We start from the raw sequence: 18,397 nt of genomic DNA, 5'->3' as shown, positions 1-18,397 counted from the left end.
TGAACTCCGCTACCGACCCAAAAACGGACATTAGTTGGACAGTATGAAACTTAGCAGCCGGGTCCACGACAACCGAGGGTGACGTAGGTTTCGGACACGACTCGCCACTGGCCCGTCGACTTCGACCAGTGAACGAAGTAGCGGCCAAAAGGCCGGGACACTCCGGCAGTTTTGTGGTCGATACCTTCCCACCGACCAAGCTCGGCGGCTCGGAGCACTCCTTTGCGCTTGCCGACATCAACCAGCGTGGTCGTGCGCACGTAGCGATCATGTCCCTCGATAGCGAACTCCTCAGCCCAGCCCATCCGGTTTTCAGCCGGGCTGCGTTCAATGCTGCTATTGCCACCAATCATCACATAATCGTCTGCGACGATGCGCATTGCGCCGTCCAGATCGTGAGCTGCAAGCGCTCGATTGTTCTCTGCTCTCAACGCAAGGATTGTCTTCTTTTCATCCGCGTAGGTCGGAGCGGCGTGTAGTTGCGCGCTGATCAGTGTCATGCCTAACACAGCATAAGAGGTTTTTGAAAGCATGTTACCGTCCCCCTAGCTACTGGATGAACTGTGTGCCGTCAGCGCCGTTGGGTCAACATCCGCCTTCCACCCATCTCGGCCATCGACGATTTTCCTGTCCTACAGGCGACCGTTTATGCTTGGCTCGCCCGATGATATTTCGCGCCATCCTGACCAACGCTTGCCCGTTGACACGCGGGTCACGCATGACACCACCGACGCGGATGACATGGTTGTCACAAAACCGCGCCACACTGTCTACTTGTCCAAAACGCCGCCGCGCAGCTACCGTCGGCGATAGCGGAAATAATAGGGCTGGCGGCCTTCGCGGCGGGATTTCGCGCCATAGCGGGTTTCGATCCAGCCGCTGGGGGGCAGAAGGAAATCGGACGGCTTTTCGCCGAGCCATTCGAAGCTCGCCTCGTGCCGCTGCATCACCATCAGCGACCAGTCGAGATAGACGGCATGGTCGGTCGCGAGGCGGAATTCGCCGCCGGGCCTGAGCTTGGCGGCGATGAGGCCGAGCGGGCCGGGGTTGATCATCCGCCGCTTGGCATGGCGCGCCTTGGGCCATGGATCGGGATGGAGGAGGTAGACGAAACTGAGCGCGCCATCGGGCACCCGGGCAAGGACTTCGAGCGCGTCGCCCATGTGGAGGCGGATGTTGGCGAGGCGTTGATCGCGGACATGGCCGAGCGCGGTGGCGACCCCGTTGAGGAACGGCTCGCAGCCGATGAAGCCATGGTCGGGGAGAATGTCGGCGCGGCTGGCGAGATGCTCGCCGCTGCCAAAGCCGATCTCGAAATGGAGCGGGCGCGGATCCCCGAACAACGTTTCGGCGGAGACTTCGCCGGTGGCGGGGACCGAAATGGCGGGGAGCAAAGTCTCGACCAGTTCGGCTTGGCCCTTGCGCAATTTATGCCCGCTCGACCGGCCATAAAGCCGGGCGATGGTCAGCGGATCGGTCATTTGGAAATCGGCTCGCGACCTCGCCATAGCCCGACGAAGAGCAGTCCGAAGGCGAACAGCAGGGGCAGGAGGTTGCCGAAGCGCGCGAACGGGGTCGGCGCGCGGGCGGCGGGCAGGTGAGCGTCGATCTGGCCTGGTTCACGCCATTCGAGCGACTTGAGCAAGCGGCCATCGGCATCGACCAGCGCGCTGATCCCGGTGGGGGTCGAGCGGACCACGGGAAGACCCTCCTCGGCGGCGCGAAGCCGCGCCTGGGCGAGGTGCTGCGGCGGGCCCCAACGCCCGAACCAGGCGTCGTTCGACGGGTTGAACAGAAAGTCGGGACGGTGGGCGCGGTCGACCACTTCGCCCGAAAAGATGATCTCGTAGCAGATCTGCAGCCCCATCCGGCCAAAGCCCGGCAGGGTCAGCGTCTGCGGCCCGGGGCCGGGATCGAAGTCGACGTCGCCGGGGGCCAGACGCGACAGGCCAAGGCGCGACAGGATCGGGCGCATGGGGAGATATTCGCCGTAGGGGACGAGGTGGGCCTTGTCGTAGCGGCTGAGCAGCTGGCCCGAAGGAGCGAATACGAACAGGCTGTTGCGGACCCCGGCGGCGGTCTGGCCGTCGGTCGAGCGGACCCCGAGCCCGCCGGTCAGCAGCAGGTCGTTGGGGCCCAATGCGCGGACGATTGCCGCACGCTGCTGGGCGACGAACGGGGCGGCGCCGTTGCGATTGTCCTCAAGCGGGGCGGTGACTGCGGCTTCGGGCCACATGACCAGGCGCGGCTCGACGCCGGGGGTGCCCGAAAGGGAGAGGAGGCGGGCTTCGGCGGTCGCGGCGGCGCCGGGCTGCCACTTGCTGTCCTGGCCGATATTAGGCTGGACGATGCGCAGCGCGGGCCCCTGGCGGTCGGGGGCGTGGGGCAAGAGGAAGGTTGCGAGGCCGGCGGCAAGCGGGACAGTGAGGGTCACCCCGGCATCGCGCAGGCTTCGCATCCCAAGCCACAGCGCGCCGCCGATCAAGACGGTCAGCCCCGACAGGCCATAGGTGCCGATGAAGCCCGATGCGCGGCGCAGCGGAGTGGATACGAGGGTCACGCCGACCGGGTTCCAGGCGAAACCGGTGAAAATTCCGGCGCGCAGATATTCGCACAGGATCCACCCTGCGGCGAGGGCGAAGACCAGCGCGATCGGCTGGCGCCGCCCGATCCGCCAGGCCAGCCCGGTGGCGAGCATCGGATAGACGGCGAGATAGAGCGAGAGCAGGACCACCGCGAGCCAGCCGAGCCACGCCGGCATCGCTGCCTGATAGGTGAAGCTGGTCGCGATCCAGTTGAGGCCGACGCAGAACTGGCCAAGCCCGAAGCCCCAGCCGAGCGCCAGTGCGGCGCGCATCCTGGGCGCGCTGGCGACCAGCCCGGCAAGGATGGCGAAGGCGACCGGCATCAACGGCCACAGCCCGAACGGCTGGAAGGCAAAGGCCGACAGCGCGCCGACGATGACCGCGATGAGGAACTTCATGGCAAGGAGGCGGGGCGATTGGACATGGCGCGGCCCTTACGCAAAACCGTGCAGCGGGGAAATGATTTCGCTCAGCGCCGCCATGATCGCGACCTCCGCAGAAAAACCGATGCTGTCGCTTGGGGGGACGCGACCTAGTCTGTGCCCGATGCCTCGTCGGGGGCGTGGAGGCGGAGGCGGATCATGCGGCGGGTGTCGGCCTCGATGCACTCGAACCGCCAGCCCGAGGGATGCTCGACCGATTCGCCCGGAGGGAGGATCCGTCCGGCAAGCAGGAAGGCGAGCCCGCCAAGCGTGTCTATATCGTCCTCGCCCGCGACCAGCCGCGGGTCAATCGTCGCGGCGACTTCCTCCAGCTCGGTGCGCGCATCGGCTTCCCACAGGCCATCGTCGAGCAGGAGGAGGTTGCCGGTCGCCTCCTCGTCATGCTCGTCCTCGATATCGCCGACGATCTCCTCGACGACGTCCTCAATCGTGATCAGTCCCTCGGTCCCGCCAAATTCGTCGACGACGATGGCAAGGTGGGTCCGCTCGGTCCGCATCCGTGCGAGCAGGTCGAGCACGCCCATTGATTCGGGCACGAACAGCGGGGTGCGGAGCAGGCCTTCGATGGTGCGCGAGCGGCCGGGATTGGCAAGCGCGGCGAACACGTCCTTGATGTGAATCATGCCCACGACGTCGTCGAGGTCGGCTCCGGTCACTGGAAGGCGGCTGTGCTCGGCCTCGGCAAAGGCGGCGACCAGTTCGGCAAAGTTCAAGGTCTGCGGGACCGAGACGATATCGCCGCGCGTGACCGCCACTTCACCCGCAGTCCGATCGCCGAAGTGGAGCAGGTTGCGCAGCATCTGGCGTTCGATCGGGGACAGGTCGCCGCGCTGCGTCGGCACCGTCTCCGACGCGTCGATGGCGTCCTCAATCTGGTCGCGAAGGCTGGTTTCGCCATCGTCGCCGAAAATCAGCGCGCGCATTCCGCGCCACAGGCGGGATCCAGGTTCGTCGGGGGTCGACGCCATCAGCGGTCGCCCTCTTGGCTGATCGGCTCATAGGGATTGGCGATCCCAAGCCGGGCCAGCGCCCGCGTCTCGCGCGCTTCCATATCGTCGGCGGCAGCGTCGTCGCCATGGTCATAGCCGAGCAGATGAAGCGTGCCGTGGACCATCAGATGCGCGGCATGGTCGGCGATCGGGATGGCTTTCTCGGCGGCCTCGGTCGCGCAGACATTGTGGGCAAGCACGATGTCGCCGAGCATCAGTTCGGGGCCATCCGCCGTGCCGAGGTCATTGAACTCGTCGGTCGCCACCATAGGAAAGGACAGCACGTTGGTGGGCTTGTCCTTGCCGCGCCATTGGGCGTTGAGGCCTCGCACTTCCGCGTCACTGGTCAGGCGAAGCGCGATCTCGACCGCACGCAGGCTGTGGGCAAGTTGCGGAAAGGCGCTCTCGGCGACGGCGGCATGGGCGGCGCGCTCGGCGAGCGGCCCCCACGCGATGCTACTGTCCCATTCCGCATCGGCTTCGGTGTGCACGTCGAGCATCACTGGCCCGGCCCCTCATAGGCTTCGACGATTTTGCCGACGAGCGGATGGCGCACGACGTCCTTGGCCGAGAAGCGGATCATCGACAGCTTTTCAATCCCCTCCAGCTTTTCGACGGCATCGTTGAGCCCCGACTGGACACCGCGCGGAAGATCGGTCTGGTTGGGATCGCCGCAGATCACCATCCGGCTGCGCATGCCGAAGCGGGTGAGAAACATCTTCATCTGCGGCGCGGTGGTGTTCTGCGCCTCGTCGAGGATGATGAACGCGTCGGACAGCGTGCGTCCGCGCATGAAGGCGATCGGCGCGATCTCGATCTCGCCCGACGCAATGCGGCGTTCGACCTGCTCGGTCGGCAGCATGTCGTAGAGTGCGTCGTAGAGCGGACGCAGATAGGGATCGACCTTCTCCTTCATGTCGCCGGGGAGAAACCCCAGCCGCTCGCCCGCCTCGACCGCCGGGCGCGACAGGATCAGGCGATCGACCTGCCCCGAAATCAGCATCTGCACCGCCTGCGCGACCGCGAGATAAGTCTTGCCGGTGCCCGCCGGCCCCAATGCGAAGATCATGTCGTCGCGGCCGAGCGACTGCATATAGGCGGTCTGGGTCGCCGAGCGCGGCACGATCGTTTTCTTGCGCGTGCGGATCATCACGCCCGGCGCATTGGCGACTTCGGGCGCGATCAGGCCGTCGAGGATCGGCTGGTTGGCCATGCCGATGACCGCCTCGACCGCGGCGCCGTCGACATCCTGGCCCTGGTCCAACCGGTTGTAGAGGCCGAGCAGGACATCGCGGGCGCGAGCGGCGGCATCGGGCTCGCCATCGATCATCACGCGATTGCCGCGCGCCGAAATGTTCACGCCCAGCCGCTGCTCGATCATCACCAGGTGGCGGTCATAATCGCCGAATAGCGGGCCCAGCAAGTACGGCTGGTCGAAATCCAGCTCCATCCGGGCGCGGCCGAAATTGTCCATGCTGGTGTCGGACTGGCTGGTTGCGGGGTTAAAGTCGGGCTTGCGCGGGGGCATCAGGCGGAGACCTGCGGAGGTGCCAAGTGCGGATGCCTTTCAATCGAGTGGATTCGGTGCCCCATGTCCGCCCAAGATAGAGCGGCTTCGAAGCGACGCAAGCGGGCGTGAAGTTTTCAGGCGGCTTTTGCCGTCGCCAGCACCCCGGCCAGACTGTTGGGCAGCGCGGCGGTAGTGACGACGTCTACCATCTCGCCGATCGCGGCACTGGTTTCGACGAATACTGACTGGAGCCACGGGGTCTTGCCGATCATCTGCCCGGGCAGGCGCCCCTTGCGATCAATCAGGATCCTCGTCGCCTTGCCGACGGTGGCCTGGTTGAACGCCAGGCTGTGGACGGCGAGGCGTGCCTGGAGCCGCTGGAGCCGCTCGTCCATCACCTGCGGCGGCACCTGGTCGGGCATCGACGCGGCGGGGGTGCCGGGGCGCGGCGAATATTTGAAGCTGTAGGCGGCGGCGTAGCGAACCTTGTCGATGATACTGAGCGTCGCTTCGAAATCTTCCTCGGTCTCGCCAGGGAAGCCGACGATGAAGTCGCCCGAAATGGCGATGTCGGCGCGCGCGCGTCGGGCCTGCTCAATGATGCTCACATAACTGGCGGCGGTGTGGCTGCGGTTCATCGCTTTCAGGATGCGGTCGCTCCCCGCTTGCACCGGCAAATGGAGGTAGGGCATCAGTTCGGGCACCTCGCCGTGCGCGGTGATCAGCGCCTCGGTCATGTCCGTCGGGTGACTGGTCATGTAGCGGATCCGCTCGACGCCCGAGATTCGCGCGATGCGGCGGATCAACGTGTCGAGCCCCGAACTGCCGTCGCTCCACGCATTGACGTTCTGGCCGAGCAACGTGATCTCGCGCGCGCCGCTTATCGCCAGCGCCTCGGCCTCGGCGATGATGTCGCTCGCCGGGCGGCTGATCTCGGCCCCGCGGGTGTAGGGGACGACGCAATAGGTGCAGAATTTGTCGCAACCCTCCTGCACCGTCAGGAAGGCGCTCGGCCCGGTGCGGCGGCGGGCGGGCAGCGCGTCGAACTTGCTAATCGCGGGCATGTCGGTGTCGACCGGGCGCTGGCCCGATGCGGCAGCGGCAACCATTTCGGGCAGGCGGTGATAGGCTTGCGGGCCGACCACCATGTCGATCATTTTCGATCGGCGCTTGGCCTCCTCGCCCTCGGCCTGCGCGACGCAGCCGGCCAGTGCGATCAGCGGCTTCGACCCGTCGTCGCGGCGCAGGCGGCCGACGTCGGAATAGGCGCGATCGGCGGCCTTCTCGCGGATGTGGCAGGTGTTGAGCACGACCAGGTCGGCGGCGCTGGCATCGGCGGTCGCGGTCATCCCTTGCGCGCCAAGGAGTTCGGCCATCCGCTCGCCGTCATAGACGTTCATCTGGCAGCCGAAGCTTTTGACATGATAGGTTTTGGGCAGGTCGGTCATTGTCCGGCGCCTATAGGGCAGGCGCGCCGCCGTTTGAAGCCGAGTCCTCAAGCGCCTGTTCGATCGCCGCGCGCGCCGAGCGCGCCAGCGCCTTGCGGTCGAGGCTTGCGTCGAGCGGGGCGAGCAGGCGGACCGTCACCGCGAAGCTGCCGCGGCGACCGAGCAGCCGCATCGCATTGACCTTGCCGCTCTCGCCGTCGGTCCAGCCGAGCAGGGACCGCATTGCGCCATAGTCGATTGCCACCGGGCGGACGGTCGTTCTCGGCGGGGCCTTGGCGATCGCCGCGAGCAGCGAAGGGCGGAACGGCAGGAGCAACTCGCCATCGCCCGTCGTCCCTTCGGGAAACAGCGCTAGTGGCTCGCGGCCGGCGAGAGCGTCGGCGACCGCGCGCGCCTGGTCGAGCACCGCGCTGCGATCGGACCGTTCGATGTAGAGGGTATGGTTCTGGTCGGCGAGCCAGCGCAGCAGCGGATGATCGCGGACCTCGGCCTTGGAAACGAATCGCGTTCCCGTCGCCCCGGCCAGGACGAGGATATCGAGCCAGCTGACATGATTGGCGAGCAGTAAAGTGTGCGGCGCGATCGGCTCGCCGGTGACGCTTACCCGCGCTCCGCAGGTCCACCCCGCGCTGCCCAGGAACCAGCGCGGGAAGGGCGATCGCGCGACCTGCTTCCACAGCCAGTGCGGCGGCGCCATGATCGCCAGAAGCACCAGCAGACCGGCGATGCGCAGGCCCGCACGAATCACCGGCTGCGGTCGGTCGCCACCCCGTAGAGTTCCATGCGATGGTCGACGAGGCGGAAGCCGAGCCTTTCGGCGATGCGGCGCTGCAATTCCTCGAGTTCCTCGTCCACGAATTCGATGACCTTGCCGGTCTCGACGTCGATCAGATGATCGTGGTGGGCGTCCGACGCGGCTTCGTAACGCGAGCGGCCGTCCCCGAATTCATGCCGCTCGAGAATCCCTGCCTCTTCGAACAGGCGGACGGTACGATAGACAGTCGCGATCGAGATGCGTGGGTCTACCGCAGCGGCGCGGGTGTGGAGCGTCTCGACATCGGGATGGTCGTCCGATTCGGACAAGATGCGCGCGATGGTTCGCCGCTGGTCGGTAATGCGCAGGCCCTTGGACGCGCACAGGGCTTCAATGTCGATCGAGTGGGGCATTGGCACATGGGTAGGCGAGCGCGCGAGGTCAGGCAATCCTCCCCGGACGGTGTCCGCCCGGGGAGTTGATCACCTCAGCGCTTGCCCGCAGTGACAGGACGCTTGCGCTTGGTCCCAAGACCGATTGCCTTGGCCAGCGTACGGCGCTGTTCGGCATAGTTGGGGGCGACCATCGGATAGTCGCTGTTGAGACCCCACTTCTGGCGATACTGGTCAGGAGTCATTTGATAGTGAGTCATCAAGTGCCGCTTGAGCATCTTGAGCTTCTTCCCGTCTTCAAGGCAGACAATATAGTCGGGCTTGATCGACGAGCGCACCGGGACCTTGGGCTCGGGCTTGGCTTCGGGCACCGACGAAGCGCCGCCGAGACCAGCGAGCGCGCTGTGAACGTTGGCAATCAATTGCGGCAAGTCATTGACGGCAACGCTATTGTTGCTGACGTGCGCGGCGACGATGTCGGCGGTGAGGGTCAGCAGCGTATCGTCGGTAGAGTCCATATCCATTTGAGGTGTCCCGATCTGTTCAGCTAATCGCCCGCGTCGGCATGGCGCGGTGAAGTGCTGCTGTAATAATCAAGGTCGCTTTAGGCAAGACGGCAGCCCGGCTTGCGCCAGATCAACTTTCGTTCGACGCATGCACCAGTGTCAATGCGTCGAAGTTGCCAGTAGAACCACGGTAATAGTCGCGGCGGCGACCTGCGATTTCAAACCCGGCGGCGCGGTAAAGGCCAAATGCGCCATTGCCGTCACGCACTTCAAGGTGGAGGCGACTGGCGCCCTGCTGCCGCGAATGACTGATGAAATGGTCGATCAGCGCGCGCCCGACCCCGCGCCGCTGGGCATGCGGGGCGACCGCGACCAGCAGCAGTTCGGCCTCGTCGGCGACGGTGCGGAGCAGCGAGAAACCCTGCGCCGCTTCGCTTGCGACATCGCGCGCCAGGAACAGCGCGACTCCCGCCATCGGCAGGATCCCGGCGCATTGCGAACGGGTCCACGCCTCGCCGAAATTGGGCGAGAAGGCGCTCGCCATGATCGGCATCACCTCGTCGAGGTGGCTGGCCTCGCAACGCGTGAACAACAGCGGACGCGGCGCGACGCTGCTCATGCCGCTTTCGGCCGGGCGTCGGGGGCACGGATGTAGAGTGGAGCGGGGGCGAGGCTGCGGAGTAATGGCGGCAGGCGCAGCGCGGCACTGGCGGTCGGGACAAGGTCAGCCAACGCCGTCCCGCCGCGCGCTTCGGCCAGCGCCAAGGCACCACTGCCGACCGGGGTTGCGGTGGCGAACAGCGCAGCGGCGTCGCGCGGCGTGAGGTTGAGCGGCGCGCTGGTCGCGGCGAAGGGCGAGCGGTCGAATGCCTGGACGAACAGTTCGCCATGCCCGCCGCTCATCGCCGCAACGACGGGTTCGTTACCGGGGGCCGAGGCGGCAAGGAGGGCGAGGCTCGGCAGCCCGTGAAGCGTCGCGTCCCAGCCGATCGCCAGGCCATGCGCGGCGGCGATCGCGACGCGCAGCCCGGTGAAACTGCCTGGCCCGACCCCGACGACGATCTCGCTGGGCACGCGACCGTCGAGCAATTCGGCGATCATCGGCACCAGCCGTTCGGCATGGCCGCGACTGATCAGCTCGTCACGCGCGGCGATCAGCGTGCCGTCGGCAGCGAACAGTGCGGCGGTGCAGGCCGCAGTCGAACAGTCGAAGCAAAGGATCAGCGCACTGTCTCCTGGTCGTTCGGACGGGGCCAAGTTGAGCCCAAGCCCGGGCCAAGGCAAGCCCCTACGATCGCCGACTTATCAGACCGCTTCGCTTACACTGCTTCGACCGTCTCGACCTCGGGCACATAATGTTTAATCAGCCCCTCGATCCCGCGTTTGAGCGTGATCGCCGACGACGGGCAGCCGGCGCATGCGCCCTGCATTGCGAGGTAAAGCGTGCCCTTGGCATAGCCGCGATAGACGATGTCGCCGCCGTCCTGCGCCACTGCCGGGCGCACGCGTGTCTCGATCAGCTCCTTGATCTGCTCGACGATATCGGCGTCGGCAGGGTCTTCCTCGACCGCCATGGTCGCGCCATCGTCCTGCGGGTCGACCGCGATGCCGCTCGCGCTGCCGGCCACGAACAGCGGCGCGTCGGTGACGAAATGGTCGAGCAGGATCGACAATATGTCGGGCTCGAGCGCTTCCCACGCGGCGTCTGGACTAGCGCTGACCGACACGAAATCGCGCCCGAAGAAGACTCCGTCGACGTCTCCTGTGGCGAACAGCGCGGCAGCGAGCGGGCTTGCCTCGGCGGCAGTTGCATTGGGAAAGTCGCGGCTGCCGGCGGTCATGACGGTGCGGCCCGGAAGATATTTGCGGGTCAGCGGATTGGGTGTGGTTTCGGTCTCGATCAACATGAGGGCGATGTGGGCGCGATGGGCTCGCCGTTCAACCTACTTCGCATTGCCGGGCGCCGGCGGGACCTGCCAGCTGTCGTCGATCATCTTGATCAGCGCCGAGAAATCCTTGCCCGCGCCGCCACGGTCGGCGAAGCGCTGGTACAGCTCCTCGGCCTCGCCGCCCATCGGGACATAGGCACCGACCGATTGCGCCGCCTCCATCGCCAGCTTCATGTCCTTGAGCATCAGCGCGGTCGCGAAGCCGCCTTCATAGTCACGGTCGGCGGGGGTCTCGGGACCGACCCCGGGGACCGGGCAATAGCTAGTCATCGACCAGCTCTGGCCAGACGCCTTGGATGAAATATCGTAGAATGTCTGGAGGTCGAGGCCGAGCTTTTGTGCCAGCACGAATGCCTCGCACGTCGCCGCCATGGTCGCGCCGAGCAGCATGTTGTTGCAGATCTTGGCGGCCTGTCCAGCGCCGGCATCGCCCGCGTGGATCACGGTTTTGCCCATCACGTCGAGGAATGGCTGGGCGGCAGCGAACCCCTCGTCCGTTCCGCCGACCATGAAGGTCAGCGTGCCCGCATCGGCTGCGGCGATCCCGCCCGACACAGGGGCGTCGACCATCGTGAAGCCGGCCGCACCGGCCTCGCCCGCGACGGTCTTCGCAGTGGCGACGTCGATCGTCGAGCAGTCCATCAAAATGGCGCTTTTCGGCGCGGAAAGAAGTACGGCGGTGCGGTAGACTTCGGCAACATGGCGCCCGGCGGGGAGCATAGTGACGACCGCCTCGACGCCTGCCAACGCATCGGCCGGCGAGGCGGCGGGGGTACAGCCCTTGGCCGCGGCTCGCTCCATCGCGTCGCTGCTGAGGTCGAAGGCGTGGACCTCATGCCCGGCCTTCGCGAGGTTCGCGGCCATCCCGCCGCCCATGTTGCCAAGCCCGATGAATGCGACGCGTGCCACTGCTCTCTCCTGCCGATCTGGCTAGCGCCCTAGCGAAGAACGCGGGAGCGGCGCCAGCCCTGTCGCGGCGAATGTTCACACATGTTCGCGGTGATGACGCGTTTTTGTTAGCTCGCCGGTCGCTTCCGCTCGCGGGTCTTTGTTTGCTCGCCGGTCGCTGCCGCTCGCGGGTCTTTGTTGGCTCGCCTGTCGCTGCCGCTCGCGAGTCTTCGTTGGCTCGCCGGTCGCTTCCGCTCGCTCGCCTGTCGCCCGCGGGCGTTCAAGTATGCGACGGTTGACTCGAAAACTGGCCGAAACCTCGTTCAACAATACGATGATGACGATCATTCCCCCGGATGATGTCAGCCGCCGCCCGACTCGGGCGCATTCACGACGATGGCAGAAGCGGGTGGCTGTAGGACAGCATTTTATCGAGTCCGGCTTTATCGGGACCGGCCCCTATTCCTCCTTCTTCGCCGGGTGCCAGCCGCGTACGGTGACCTTGGCGTAGCTGAGCGTGACGGCGTCGGGGTCACAGCGGGTTACGACGACGCTGCTGAACGCATAGCTGGCGGCGGCATCGTCGAGCGTGGCGTCGGGGACGGTGGCGCCGACGCGGCAGTCGGTCCACGGGAAGCGGACCTTGACCCTGAGTTCGCCAGCGCCGGGAGGCGGCGCGTCGCGGCCCTTGATGGTGCCGTCCCAGCCCTTGCGGCCCTTGATCGAGCCATCCCACCCCTTGCGGCCGTTGCTGGTGCCCCACGACCAGGACGAGACCTCAATCCAGTCCTTGTGCCCGGAGCGGGCGGCGGAAGTGGTGGGGGCGGGGGTGCCGCCGATCTTGAGAAAGGCGTTGAGCGCGGCGCTGGCGGGGGTGGCGGCGAAGGTGGCGGCGAGGGTCGCGGCGGCGGCGAGGGTGATGGTGCAAAGAGTGGGTTTGGTGACGATGGGCATCGCTCGGGTCCTTTGACGGGAGGCCATGGAACGGAGCCAGATACGCGGCCGGGCAGGGGGGCAGTGTAGGCGTGTTGCGCGCGAGGGGAAGCCCGCGAGCGAGCGGCAGCGACAGGCGAGCGCACGAAGACTCCCCTCTCAGAATCGGATGCGGATGCGGGCCATGACGCGGTTGGTGGGGATGGGGCCGATGCTGCCCTGTTCGGTCACGACCCCGACGCGGGCGCCGGCGATGCCGAACTCGGCGGGGCCGAACCGCGGCGTGTCGGCGGGGGCGAGCGGGGGGAGGCGATAGCGGTCCGCCTGCCGGGTCCCGCAGACGATGATTTCGCCGGTCGGGGCGGCGGGGCAGGCGGTGGTCAGCGTGGCGAGGTTTGCGGGCGGCGCGTCATGGCGCGGGGTCGAGCCGGCACTCGCCTGAAGCAACAGGAGCAGGGTCGCGAGCATCAGGCACCTCTCGCGGAAGTGTGGTCGAGGGGCGGGGCGGGGGCAAGGGTTTTAAAGATGGGTATTGACGGCAGGGGGTGGGACCGGCTCGCGGTGAGGCCCGCGCCCACAGATATGGGTTGACCGGGCGGGCGCCACTGGTCTGAAGATGGCGGTGCAAGCGCGGTCGAAACCGCCGCGAAGGAGAGGCCGATGACGGGGCAGGATCGCAGGCGGCGGCCGGGGCTGGCGGTCATTGCCGCGTGCATAGCGGTGCCTGCGGCGGTAGTGTTGTGGCCGGTGTTCGGGCTGGGCATCCCGCCGCGCATGATATTGGGCGATCCGTCGACCTTTACCGAGCAGCCGGCCTATCTCGGGCTGATTTCCGATCTTGGTTTCGTTGGCTGGTGGACGGCGGCGGTGGCCTGCCTGATTGCGGCGTCGGTGACCCCGGTTGCGACTTATCGGCGCGCGCTGGTGGTGGGCGGGGTCCTGTCGGCGGTGCTATGCCTCGACGACCTGATGATGCTCCACGAGACGTTCGGGGAGAAGATCTTCTTTCCTTTCTATGTCGTGGCGTCGGCGCTGTATCTGTGGCGCGAGCGGGCGCTGCATCGCCGGGTCGGCCCGGCGTTGCTGGTCACCGGACTGGCGTTGCTGGCGACGAGCCTGGCGATCGATTCGGTCGCGGACCTGGCGGAGGGGCATCCCGCCTGGTTCGACCATGCCGCGCGATCATGGTTGCATCTCGACCTGGCGGCGTGGTCGGCGGGGCGCAATCCGGCGGTCGACGACCTCCACTCGACGGGCGTGTTCCAGCCGATGCGGATGGCACTCGACGACTGGCGACGGATCGCCGAGGACGGCACCAAATTCGCGGGGATCGTGAGTTGGGCGGTCTATCATGTGTATCTGGCGCGATTTTGTCTGGTGAGTGGGGGTGAGGGGCGGGGGTGAGGGTTGAGGGGGTGAGGGTCGAGGGGAGCTTGCTCCCCCTAGACCCCCGCCGCTTTCCTCAGCGCCTCGTTCATTCGCGATTGCCAGCCGGGGCCCTGGGCGCGGAAGGCGGCGATGACGTCTTGATCTAGGCGGAGCGAGACTTGCGCCTTGGCCGAACCCGGCGGACGGCCGCGGCGGGCGGCCATTCCGCCGACGCGCAGTTCGGCGCGGTCGAGCATTTCGGTGGTCCAATCGGGCGCATTATCCGGATCCACCCAGCTGCTCACCAAACTCGGCTTGCGCCCGTTAGCCCTCGGCCGGCCTGGGGGCGTGGCGGGAGGCGTCGGCGCGCTCGGCGGCGGTGAGGATGCCGTCGTGGTTGACGTCCATTTCGTCGAAATGGGCGAGCATGGCGGCTTCGAACTGGGGCCGGGTGACGGACTGGGCGGTGGCGAAGCTGCGCTTCATATAGTCGAGCGTGTGGCCCCCGATACCGGGCGCGACGTCGCGGTGGAGGGCGGCGCGGCGCAGGAGCAGTTTCCCGCCGACGCTGCGCGCTTCCTCGCGCGTGACGAGGCCGTCGTGATTGGCGTCGAACTGCGCGAACAGGCTGTCGGCGCGCTCAAGGGCTTGCGCGCGGGTCATGTCGGGCGGGGTGGCGCCGTCGCGGGCGTGCGCGTGGGCAAGCGCGGGGGCGGCGGCCGCAAGCAGGGCTGCAGCCATGAGTGAGAGGGGCGGAAACGACATCGCGAGCTCCTTCGGTGCGGGTCGAACCGGCCGAAGGATTGCGGGCGGCTTCGACGCAAACCACCGTGGGCTGGGGCCGATGAATGAGGGGTTGCTGGCGATGGAGCGAGCGGGCGAGGGGTCGAGACGACCACCGCGGGGGCGGGCCTCAGACGTCGAGGGTTGCCGCTTGCTTGGAGCGTTTGGGGGCGTGCTTGACGAGGGGCATATCGACGCGTTCTTTTTCGAGGAGGGGCTTGAGGTAGAAGCCCGTTGCGCTCTTTTTCTCCGCCGCAATTGCCTCCGGGGTTCCGACCGCGACGATGTCGCCGCCTTTGACGCCGCCGTCGGGGCCGAGGTCGATGACCCAGTCGGCGGTCTTGATGACGTCGAGGTTGTGTTCGATGACGACGACGGTGTTGCCCTGCTCGACCAGCGCGTGGAGGACTTCCAATAGTTTGCGGACGTCTTCGAAATGGAGGCCGGTGGTCGGCTCGTCGAGGATGTAGAGGGTCTGGCCGGTGGCTCTACGCGACAGTTCCTTGGCGAGCTTGACGCGCTGGGCCTCGCCGCCGCTGAGCGTGGTCGCCTGCTGGCCGACCTTGACGTAGCCGAGGCCGACTTCCTGCAACATCGCCATCTTGTCGCGGATGCCGGGGACCGCTTTGAAGAAGTCGACCGCATCCTCGACGGTCATGTCGAGTACCTGGGCGATACTCTTGCCCTTGAACTTCACCTCCAATGTTTCGCGATTGTATCGCTCGCCGTGGCAGACGTCGCAGGTGACGTAGACGTCGGGGAGGAAGTGCATCTCGATCTTGAGCAGGCCGTCGCCGGTGCACGCCTCGCAGCGGCCGCCCTTGACGTTGAAACTAAAGCGGCCGGGCTTGTAACCGCGCGCCTGGGATTCGGGGAGGCCGGCGAACCAATCGCGGATCTGGGTGAAGGCGCCGGTGTAGGTCGCGGGGTTGGAGCGCGGGGTGCGGCCGATCGGCGACTGGTCGATGTCGATGACCTTGTCGAGATGTTCGAGCCCGGTGATCCGGTCGAACTTGCCGGCGAGGATGCGGGCGCCGTTGAGAGCGCGGGCGGCGGCGGCGTAGAGCGTGTCGATGGTGAAGCTGGACTTGCCCGAGCCCGACACGCCGGTGATGCAGGTGAAGGTGCCGAGCGGGATCGAGGCGGTGACGTTGCGAAGGTTGTTGGCGGTGGCGCCGTGGACGGTGAGCTTCTTGCCCGAGCCTTTGCGGCGTTTGGCGGGGAGAGGGATCGAACGGCGGCCCGAGAGATAGTCGGCGGTCAGGCTGCCCTCGCAGGCCATGAGATCGGCCAGCGTGCCCGCGCACACGACTTCGCCGCCGCGCACCCCTGCGCCGGGGCCCATGTCGATGATATGGTCAGCCGAGCGGATGCTGTCCTCGTCATGCTCGACGACGAGGACGGTGTTGCCGAGCGATTTGAGCCGCTGGAGGGTTTCGAGAAGGCGGTCATTGTCTTTCTGGTGGAGGCCGATCGAGGGCTCGTCGAGGACGTAGAGGACGCCCGACAGGCCACTGCCGATCTGGCTGGCAAGGCGGATGCGCTGGCTTTCGCCACCCGACAGGGTGCCGGAGGTTCGGTCGAGATTGAGATAGTCGAGCCCGACATTGTCGAGGAAGCCGAGGCGCTCGTTGATCTCCTTGAGGATGGCGCGGGCGATCTCGCGCTGCTGGGGGCCGAGCTGTTCCTCGAGGCCGCGGAACCAGGCGAGGGCGTCGGACACCGAGCGGCGGGCGGAGAGGCTGATATCCTCGCCGATGATCTTGACCGACAGGGCCTCGGGCTTGAGGCGGGCGCCGTGGCAGGTCTCGCACGGCTGGGCGGCCTGGTAACGCGAGAGCTCCTCGCGCATCCAGGCGGACTCGGTCGAGGCCATGCGCCGCTCGAGGTTGCCGATGACGCCTTCGAAGGATTTCTTGACCTCATAGGATTTGCGTCCGTCGACGAAGCGCAGGGTGATCGCCTTGCCCCCGGTGCCGCGCAGGACGGCGTATTGCGCGGCCTCTGGCAGCTCGTTCCACGGGGTGGCGAGGTCGAAGTCATAGGCGCGGGCGAGGCTGCCCAGCACTTGCATGTAATAGGGGGAGGGCGGGTTGGACTTGGCCCACGGCACGACCGCGCCCTTGGCGATCGAGAGGGTGTGGTTGGGGACGACCAGATCCTCGTCGAACAGCATCTTCATGCCGAGCCCGTCACAGGCGGGGCAGGCGCCCTGGGGAGCGTTGAAGGAGAACAGGCGGGGCTCGATCTCGGCGATGGTGAAGCCCGAGACGGGGCAGGCGAATTTCTCGGAAAAGACGATCCGGCCGGGGGCGCCATAGTCGAGCTTCATGCCCGAGGCGGTGACCTGTTCGGGGGCGTCGCTGGGGTCGGCGGGGTCGAGGAAGGCGAGACCTTCGGCCAGCTTCAGCGCGGTTTCGAAGCTGTCGGCCAGCCGCGACTGGATGCCATCGCGGATCGCGATGCGGTCGACCACCACTTCGATGTCATGCTTGTATTTCTTGTCGAGCGCGGGGGCGTCTTCGATGTCGTAAAATTCGCCGTCGATGCGGACGCGGGTGAAGCCGGCGCGCTGCCATTCGGCGAGTTCCTTACGATACTCGCCCTTGCGGCCGCGGACGACGGGAGCGAGGAGGTAGTGGCGCGAGCCTTCGGGCAGCGTCATGGTGCGATCGACCATTTGGCTGACGGTCTGCGCCGATATGGGCAGGCCGGTCGCGGGGGAATAGGGCACCCCGACGCGGGCCCACAGCAGGCGCATATAGTCGTAGATTTCGGTGACCGTGGCGACGGTCGAGCGCGGGTTGCGGCTGGTCGTCTTCTGCTCGATCGAAATGGCGGGGGAGAGGCCGTCGATATGCTCGACGTCGGGCTTCTGCATCATCTCGAGAAACTGGCGGGCGTAGGCCGAAAGCGATTCGACGTAGCGGCGCTGGCCCTCGGCATAGATGGTGTCGAAGGCGAGGCTGGACTTGCCCGATCCCGACAGACCGGTGATGACCGTCAGCGCATCGCGCGGGATTTCGACGTTGACGCCCTTGAGGTTGTGCTCGCGGGCACCCCTTACGGAAATGTGGGTAAGCATGAAGTGAACTGTTCCATATTTGTTCGCATGGGGCAAGCGGGCGGGGGCGAGGGTTTGGAGATAGGGGCGATGCGCTTCGGTTCAACCGCTCGCGGGCGGCGGTTGCGCTTGGAACAAGATGCGCTAGCTTGCTGTAATGATGTGTCGATTCCTTGTCGCCGTGGCGCTGGCCGCTGTTTCCCTGAATGGCGCGGGGGTGGCGCAGGTTGCGGCGCCCGTTTCTGTCGCGCCCGCCCCGGCCCCCAAGGCCGATATCGTCAAGGTTGCGATCGTAACGTCGAAGGGGCGGATGGTGATCGCGCTCGACCGCGGCCATGCCCCGATCACGGTCGCCAACTTCCTCCATTATGTCGACACGAAACGCTATGACCGGCAGAGTTTTTACCGGGCGATGCCGTATGACAAGGGCGGGCTGATCCAGGCCGGGATCACGAGCAATGCCAAGCTGCTGTTCAAGCCGATCGCGCATGAGCCGACGTCAGTTACGGGGCTGAGGAATGTGCGGGGCACGATTTCGATGGCGCGGATCGAGCCGGGCAGCGCGCGGAGCGACTTCTTCATCCTGACCGAGGATATCCCGGGGTTCGACGACGATGTCGCCGACCCGGGCTTCGCGGCGTTCGGGAGCGTGGTCGAGGGGATGGATGTGGCGGACAAGATCTTCCACGCGCCGGTGTCGCCGACCAGGGGAGTGGGGGCGATGAAGGGGCAGATGCTGGCGCCGGCGGTGAAGATTTTGCGGGCGGTGAGGGTGAAGTGAGGGG

21 protein-coding genes are annotated in these 18,397 nt (G+C 66.5%); 2 read left to right on the top strand and 19 right to left on the bottom strand.

All coding sequences use genetic code 11. The features are described 5' to 3' along the window. Positions 1 to 50: 50 nt before the first annotated feature. The 16 genes from U1700_RS02560 to U1700_RS02485 form a co-directional block, all read right to left on the bottom strand. On the bottom strand, positions 51 to 533 hold the full coding sequence (locus U1700_RS02560) for a YybH family protein (RefSeq protein ID WP_332749857.1): 483 nt from the start codon (positions 531 to 533) through the stop codon (positions 51 to 53). Positions 534 to 797: 264 nt separating this feature from the next. Continuing rightward, positions 798 to 1,481 (bottom strand): tRNA (guanine(46)-N(7))-methyltransferase TrmB, encoded by a 684-nt coding sequence (trmB, locus tag U1700_RS02555; RefSeq protein WP_332749855.1) that lies wholly within the window; start codon positions 1,479 to 1,481, stop codon positions 798 to 800. Beyond that, positions 1,478 to 2,983 carry an apolipoprotein N-acyltransferase gene (gene lnt / locus U1700_RS02550; protein WP_332749853.1) on the bottom strand — a complete coding sequence of 502 codons (1,506 nt, stop codon included), beginning with the start codon at positions 2,981 to 2,983 and terminating at the stop codon, positions 1,478 to 1,480. The genes trmB and lnt overlap by 4 nt, the downstream gene beginning before the upstream one ends. A 134-nt stretch (positions 2,984 to 3,117) precedes the next feature. Then, positions 3,118 to 3,996, bottom strand: a complete 879-nt coding sequence (locus U1700_RS02545) for a hemolysin family protein (protein WP_332749852.1) — start codon at positions 3,994 to 3,996, stop codon at positions 3,118 to 3,120. Then, complete coding sequence (gene ybeY / locus U1700_RS02540; protein ID WP_332749851.1) at positions 3,996 to 4,517, bottom strand: rRNA maturation RNase YbeY; 522 nt, start codon at positions 4,515 to 4,517, stop codon at positions 3,996 to 3,998. The genes U1700_RS02545 and ybeY overlap by 1 nt, the downstream gene beginning before the upstream one ends. Then, on the bottom strand, positions 4,517 to 5,491 hold the full coding sequence (locus tag U1700_RS02535; protein WP_332751108.1) for a PhoH family protein: 975 nt from the start codon (positions 5,489 to 5,491) through the stop codon (positions 4,517 to 4,519). The genes ybeY and U1700_RS02535 overlap by 1 nt, the downstream gene beginning before the upstream one ends. 170 nt (positions 5,492 to 5,661) lie before the next feature. Continuing rightward, positions 5,662 to 6,975 carry a tRNA (N6-isopentenyl adenosine(37)-C2)-methylthiotransferase MiaB gene (miaB, locus tag U1700_RS02530; RefSeq protein WP_332749849.1) on the bottom strand — a complete coding sequence of 438 codons (1,314 nt, stop codon included), beginning with the start codon at positions 6,973 to 6,975 and terminating at the stop codon, positions 5,662 to 5,664. Between the two features lie 10 nt (positions 6,976 to 6,985). Further along, complete coding sequence (locus tag U1700_RS02525) at positions 6,986 to 7,723, bottom strand: lysophospholipid acyltransferase family protein (RefSeq protein WP_332749848.1); 738 nt, start codon at positions 7,721 to 7,723, stop codon at positions 6,986 to 6,988. Then, a complete protein-coding gene (locus U1700_RS02520; protein ID WP_332749846.1) occupies positions 7,720 to 8,142 on the bottom strand; it encodes a Fur family transcriptional regulator in 423 nt (140 codons plus the stop codon). The genes U1700_RS02525 and U1700_RS02520 overlap by 4 nt, the downstream gene beginning before the upstream one ends. Positions 8,143 to 8,216: 74 nt before the next feature. After that, positions 8,217 to 8,639, bottom strand: coding sequence for a MucR family transcriptional regulator (locus U1700_RS02515; protein ID WP_443025896.1), 423 nt, complete (start codon positions 8,637 to 8,639; stop codon positions 8,217 to 8,219). 118 nt (positions 8,640 to 8,757) lie between these two features. Further along, on the bottom strand, positions 8,758 to 9,246 hold the full coding sequence (locus U1700_RS02510; protein ID WP_332749842.1) for a GNAT family N-acetyltransferase: 489 nt from the start codon (positions 9,244 to 9,246) through the stop codon (positions 8,758 to 8,760). Further along, positions 9,243 to 9,884 carry a tRNA (adenosine(37)-N6)-threonylcarbamoyltransferase complex dimerization subunit type 1 TsaB gene (gene tsaB / locus U1700_RS02505; protein WP_332749841.1) on the bottom strand — a complete coding sequence of 214 codons (642 nt, stop codon included), beginning with the start codon at positions 9,882 to 9,884 and terminating at the stop codon, positions 9,243 to 9,245. The genes U1700_RS02510 and tsaB overlap by 4 nt, the downstream gene beginning before the upstream one ends. A gap of 62 nt (positions 9,885 to 9,946) precedes the next feature. Continuing rightward, positions 9,947 to 10,534, bottom strand: a complete 588-nt coding sequence (locus tag U1700_RS02500) for a NifU family protein (protein WP_332749840.1) — start codon at positions 10,532 to 10,534, stop codon at positions 9,947 to 9,949. Positions 10,535 to 10,570: 36 nt separating this feature from the next. Next, entirely contained in the window at positions 10,571 to 11,485 is a 915-nt protein-coding gene (mmsB, locus tag U1700_RS02495; protein WP_332749839.1) for a 3-hydroxyisobutyrate dehydrogenase, read from the bottom strand. A gap of 438 nt (positions 11,486 to 11,923) precedes the next feature. Continuing rightward, positions 11,924 to 12,418 carry a hypothetical protein gene (locus U1700_RS02490; RefSeq protein ID WP_332749837.1) on the bottom strand — a complete coding sequence of 165 codons (495 nt, stop codon included), beginning with the start codon at positions 12,416 to 12,418 and terminating at the stop codon, positions 11,924 to 11,926. 138 nt (positions 12,419 to 12,556) lie between these two features. Next, the gene (locus U1700_RS02485) at positions 12,557 to 12,865 is read right to left on the bottom strand and encodes a hypothetical protein (RefSeq protein WP_332749836.1); all 309 of its coding nucleotides are present in this window, start codon (positions 12,863 to 12,865) and stop codon (positions 12,557 to 12,559) included. A 192-nt stretch (positions 12,866 to 13,057) separates the two neighbouring features. Between U1700_RS02485 and U1700_RS02480 the strand changes: the two genes are divergently transcribed. Beyond that, positions 13,058 to 13,801, top strand: coding sequence for a hypothetical protein (locus tag U1700_RS02480; protein WP_332749834.1), 744 nt, complete (start codon positions 13,058 to 13,060; stop codon positions 13,799 to 13,801). A gap of 38 nt (positions 13,802 to 13,839) precedes the next feature. On the opposite strand, the gene U1700_RS02475 is transcribed toward U1700_RS02480, so the two are convergent. The 3 genes from U1700_RS02475 to uvrA form a co-directional block, all read right to left on the bottom strand. Next, the gene (locus tag U1700_RS02475; protein WP_332749832.1) at positions 13,840 to 14,070 is read right to left on the bottom strand and encodes a BrnA antitoxin family protein; all 231 of its coding nucleotides are present in this window, start codon (positions 14,068 to 14,070) and stop codon (positions 13,840 to 13,842) included. A 19-nt stretch (positions 14,071 to 14,089) separates the two neighbouring features. Then, positions 14,090 to 14,530 (bottom strand): EF-hand domain-containing protein, encoded by a 441-nt coding sequence (locus U1700_RS02470; protein WP_332749830.1) that lies wholly within the window; start codon positions 14,528 to 14,530, stop codon positions 14,090 to 14,092. Positions 14,531 to 14,678: 148 nt separating this feature from the next. Further along, positions 14,679 to 17,633 carry an excinuclease ABC subunit UvrA gene (uvrA, locus tag U1700_RS02465; protein ID WP_332749829.1) on the bottom strand — a complete coding sequence of 985 codons (2,955 nt, stop codon included), beginning with the start codon at positions 17,631 to 17,633 and terminating at the stop codon, positions 14,679 to 14,681. Between the two features lie 136 nt (positions 17,634 to 17,769). Here uvrA and U1700_RS02460 point away from each other — a divergent pair, with 136 nt between their 5' ends. After that, a complete protein-coding gene (locus U1700_RS02460) occupies positions 17,770 to 18,393 on the top strand; it encodes a peptidylprolyl isomerase (protein WP_332749828.1) in 624 nt (207 codons plus the stop codon). Positions 18,394 to 18,397: the final 4 nt, after the last annotated feature.

The organism is Sphingomonas sp. RB1R13 (assembly GCF_036663775.1).
GTDB lineage: Bacteria > Pseudomonadota > Alphaproteobacteria > Sphingomonadales > Sphingomonadaceae > Sphingomicrobium.
This window is presented reverse-complemented; position numbering and strand designations above follow the sequence as displayed.

Bases quoted from the DNA above. Each gene is read 5' to 3' on its own strand.
- U1700_RS02560 (WP_332749857.1), bottom strand. From the start codon at position 533: ATGCTTTCAAAAACCTCTTATGCTGTGTTAGGCATGACACTGATCAGC.
- uvrA (WP_332749829.1), bottom strand. From the start codon at position 17,633: ATGCTTACCCACATTTCCGTAAGGGGTGCCCGCGAGCACAACCTCAAG.
- miaB (WP_332749849.1), bottom strand. From the start codon at position 6,975: ATGACCGACCTGCCCAAAACCTATCATGTCAAAAGCTTCGGCTGCCAG.
- U1700_RS02490 (WP_332749837.1), bottom strand. From the start codon at position 12,418: ATGCCCATCGTCACCAAACCCACTCTTTGCACCATCACCCTCGCCGCC.
- U1700_RS02510 (WP_332749842.1), bottom strand. From the start codon at position 9,246: ATGAGCAGCGTCGCGCCGCGTCCGCTGTTGTTCACGCGTTGCGAGGCC.
- ybeY (WP_332749851.1), bottom strand. From the start codon at position 4,517: ATGCTCGACGTGCACACCGAAGCCGATGCGGAATGGGACAGTAGCATC.
- U1700_RS02515 (WP_443025896.1), bottom strand. From the start codon at position 8,639: ATGGACTCTACCGACGATACGCTGCTGACCCTCACCGCCGACATCGTC.
- U1700_RS02500 (WP_332749840.1), bottom strand. From the start codon at position 10,534: ATGTTGATCGAGACCGAAACCACACCCAATCCGCTGACCCGCAAATAT.
- lnt (WP_332749853.1), bottom strand. From the start codon at position 2,983: ATGAAGTTCCTCATCGCGGTCATCGTCGGCGCGCTGTCGGCCTTTGCC.
- U1700_RS02460 (WP_332749828.1), top strand. From the start codon at position 17,770: ATGATGTGTCGATTCCTTGTCGCCGTGGCGCTGGCCGCTGTTTCCCTG.
- U1700_RS02470 (WP_332749830.1), bottom strand. From the start codon at position 14,530: ATGTCGTTTCCGCCCCTCTCACTCATGGCTGCAGCCCTGCTTGCGGCC.
- U1700_RS02535 (WP_332751108.1), bottom strand. From the start codon at position 5,491: ATGGACAATTTCGGCCGCGCCCGGATGGAGCTGGATTTCGACCAGCCG.
- U1700_RS02545 (WP_332749852.1), bottom strand. From the start codon at position 3,996: ATGGCGTCGACCCCCGACGAACCTGGATCCCGCCTGTGGCGCGGAATG.
- U1700_RS02480 (WP_332749834.1), top strand. From the start codon at position 13,058: ATGACGGGGCAGGATCGCAGGCGGCGGCCGGGGCTGGCGGTCATTGCC.
- U1700_RS02520 (WP_332749846.1), bottom strand. From the start codon at position 8,142: ATGCCCCACTCGATCGACATTGAAGCCCTGTGCGCGTCCAAGGGCCTG.
- trmB (WP_332749855.1), bottom strand. From the start codon at position 1,481: ATGACCGATCCGCTGACCATCGCCCGGCTTTATGGCCGGTCGAGCGGG.
- U1700_RS02485 (WP_332749836.1), bottom strand. From the start codon at position 12,865: ATGCTCGCGACCCTGCTCCTGTTGCTTCAGGCGAGTGCCGGCTCGACC.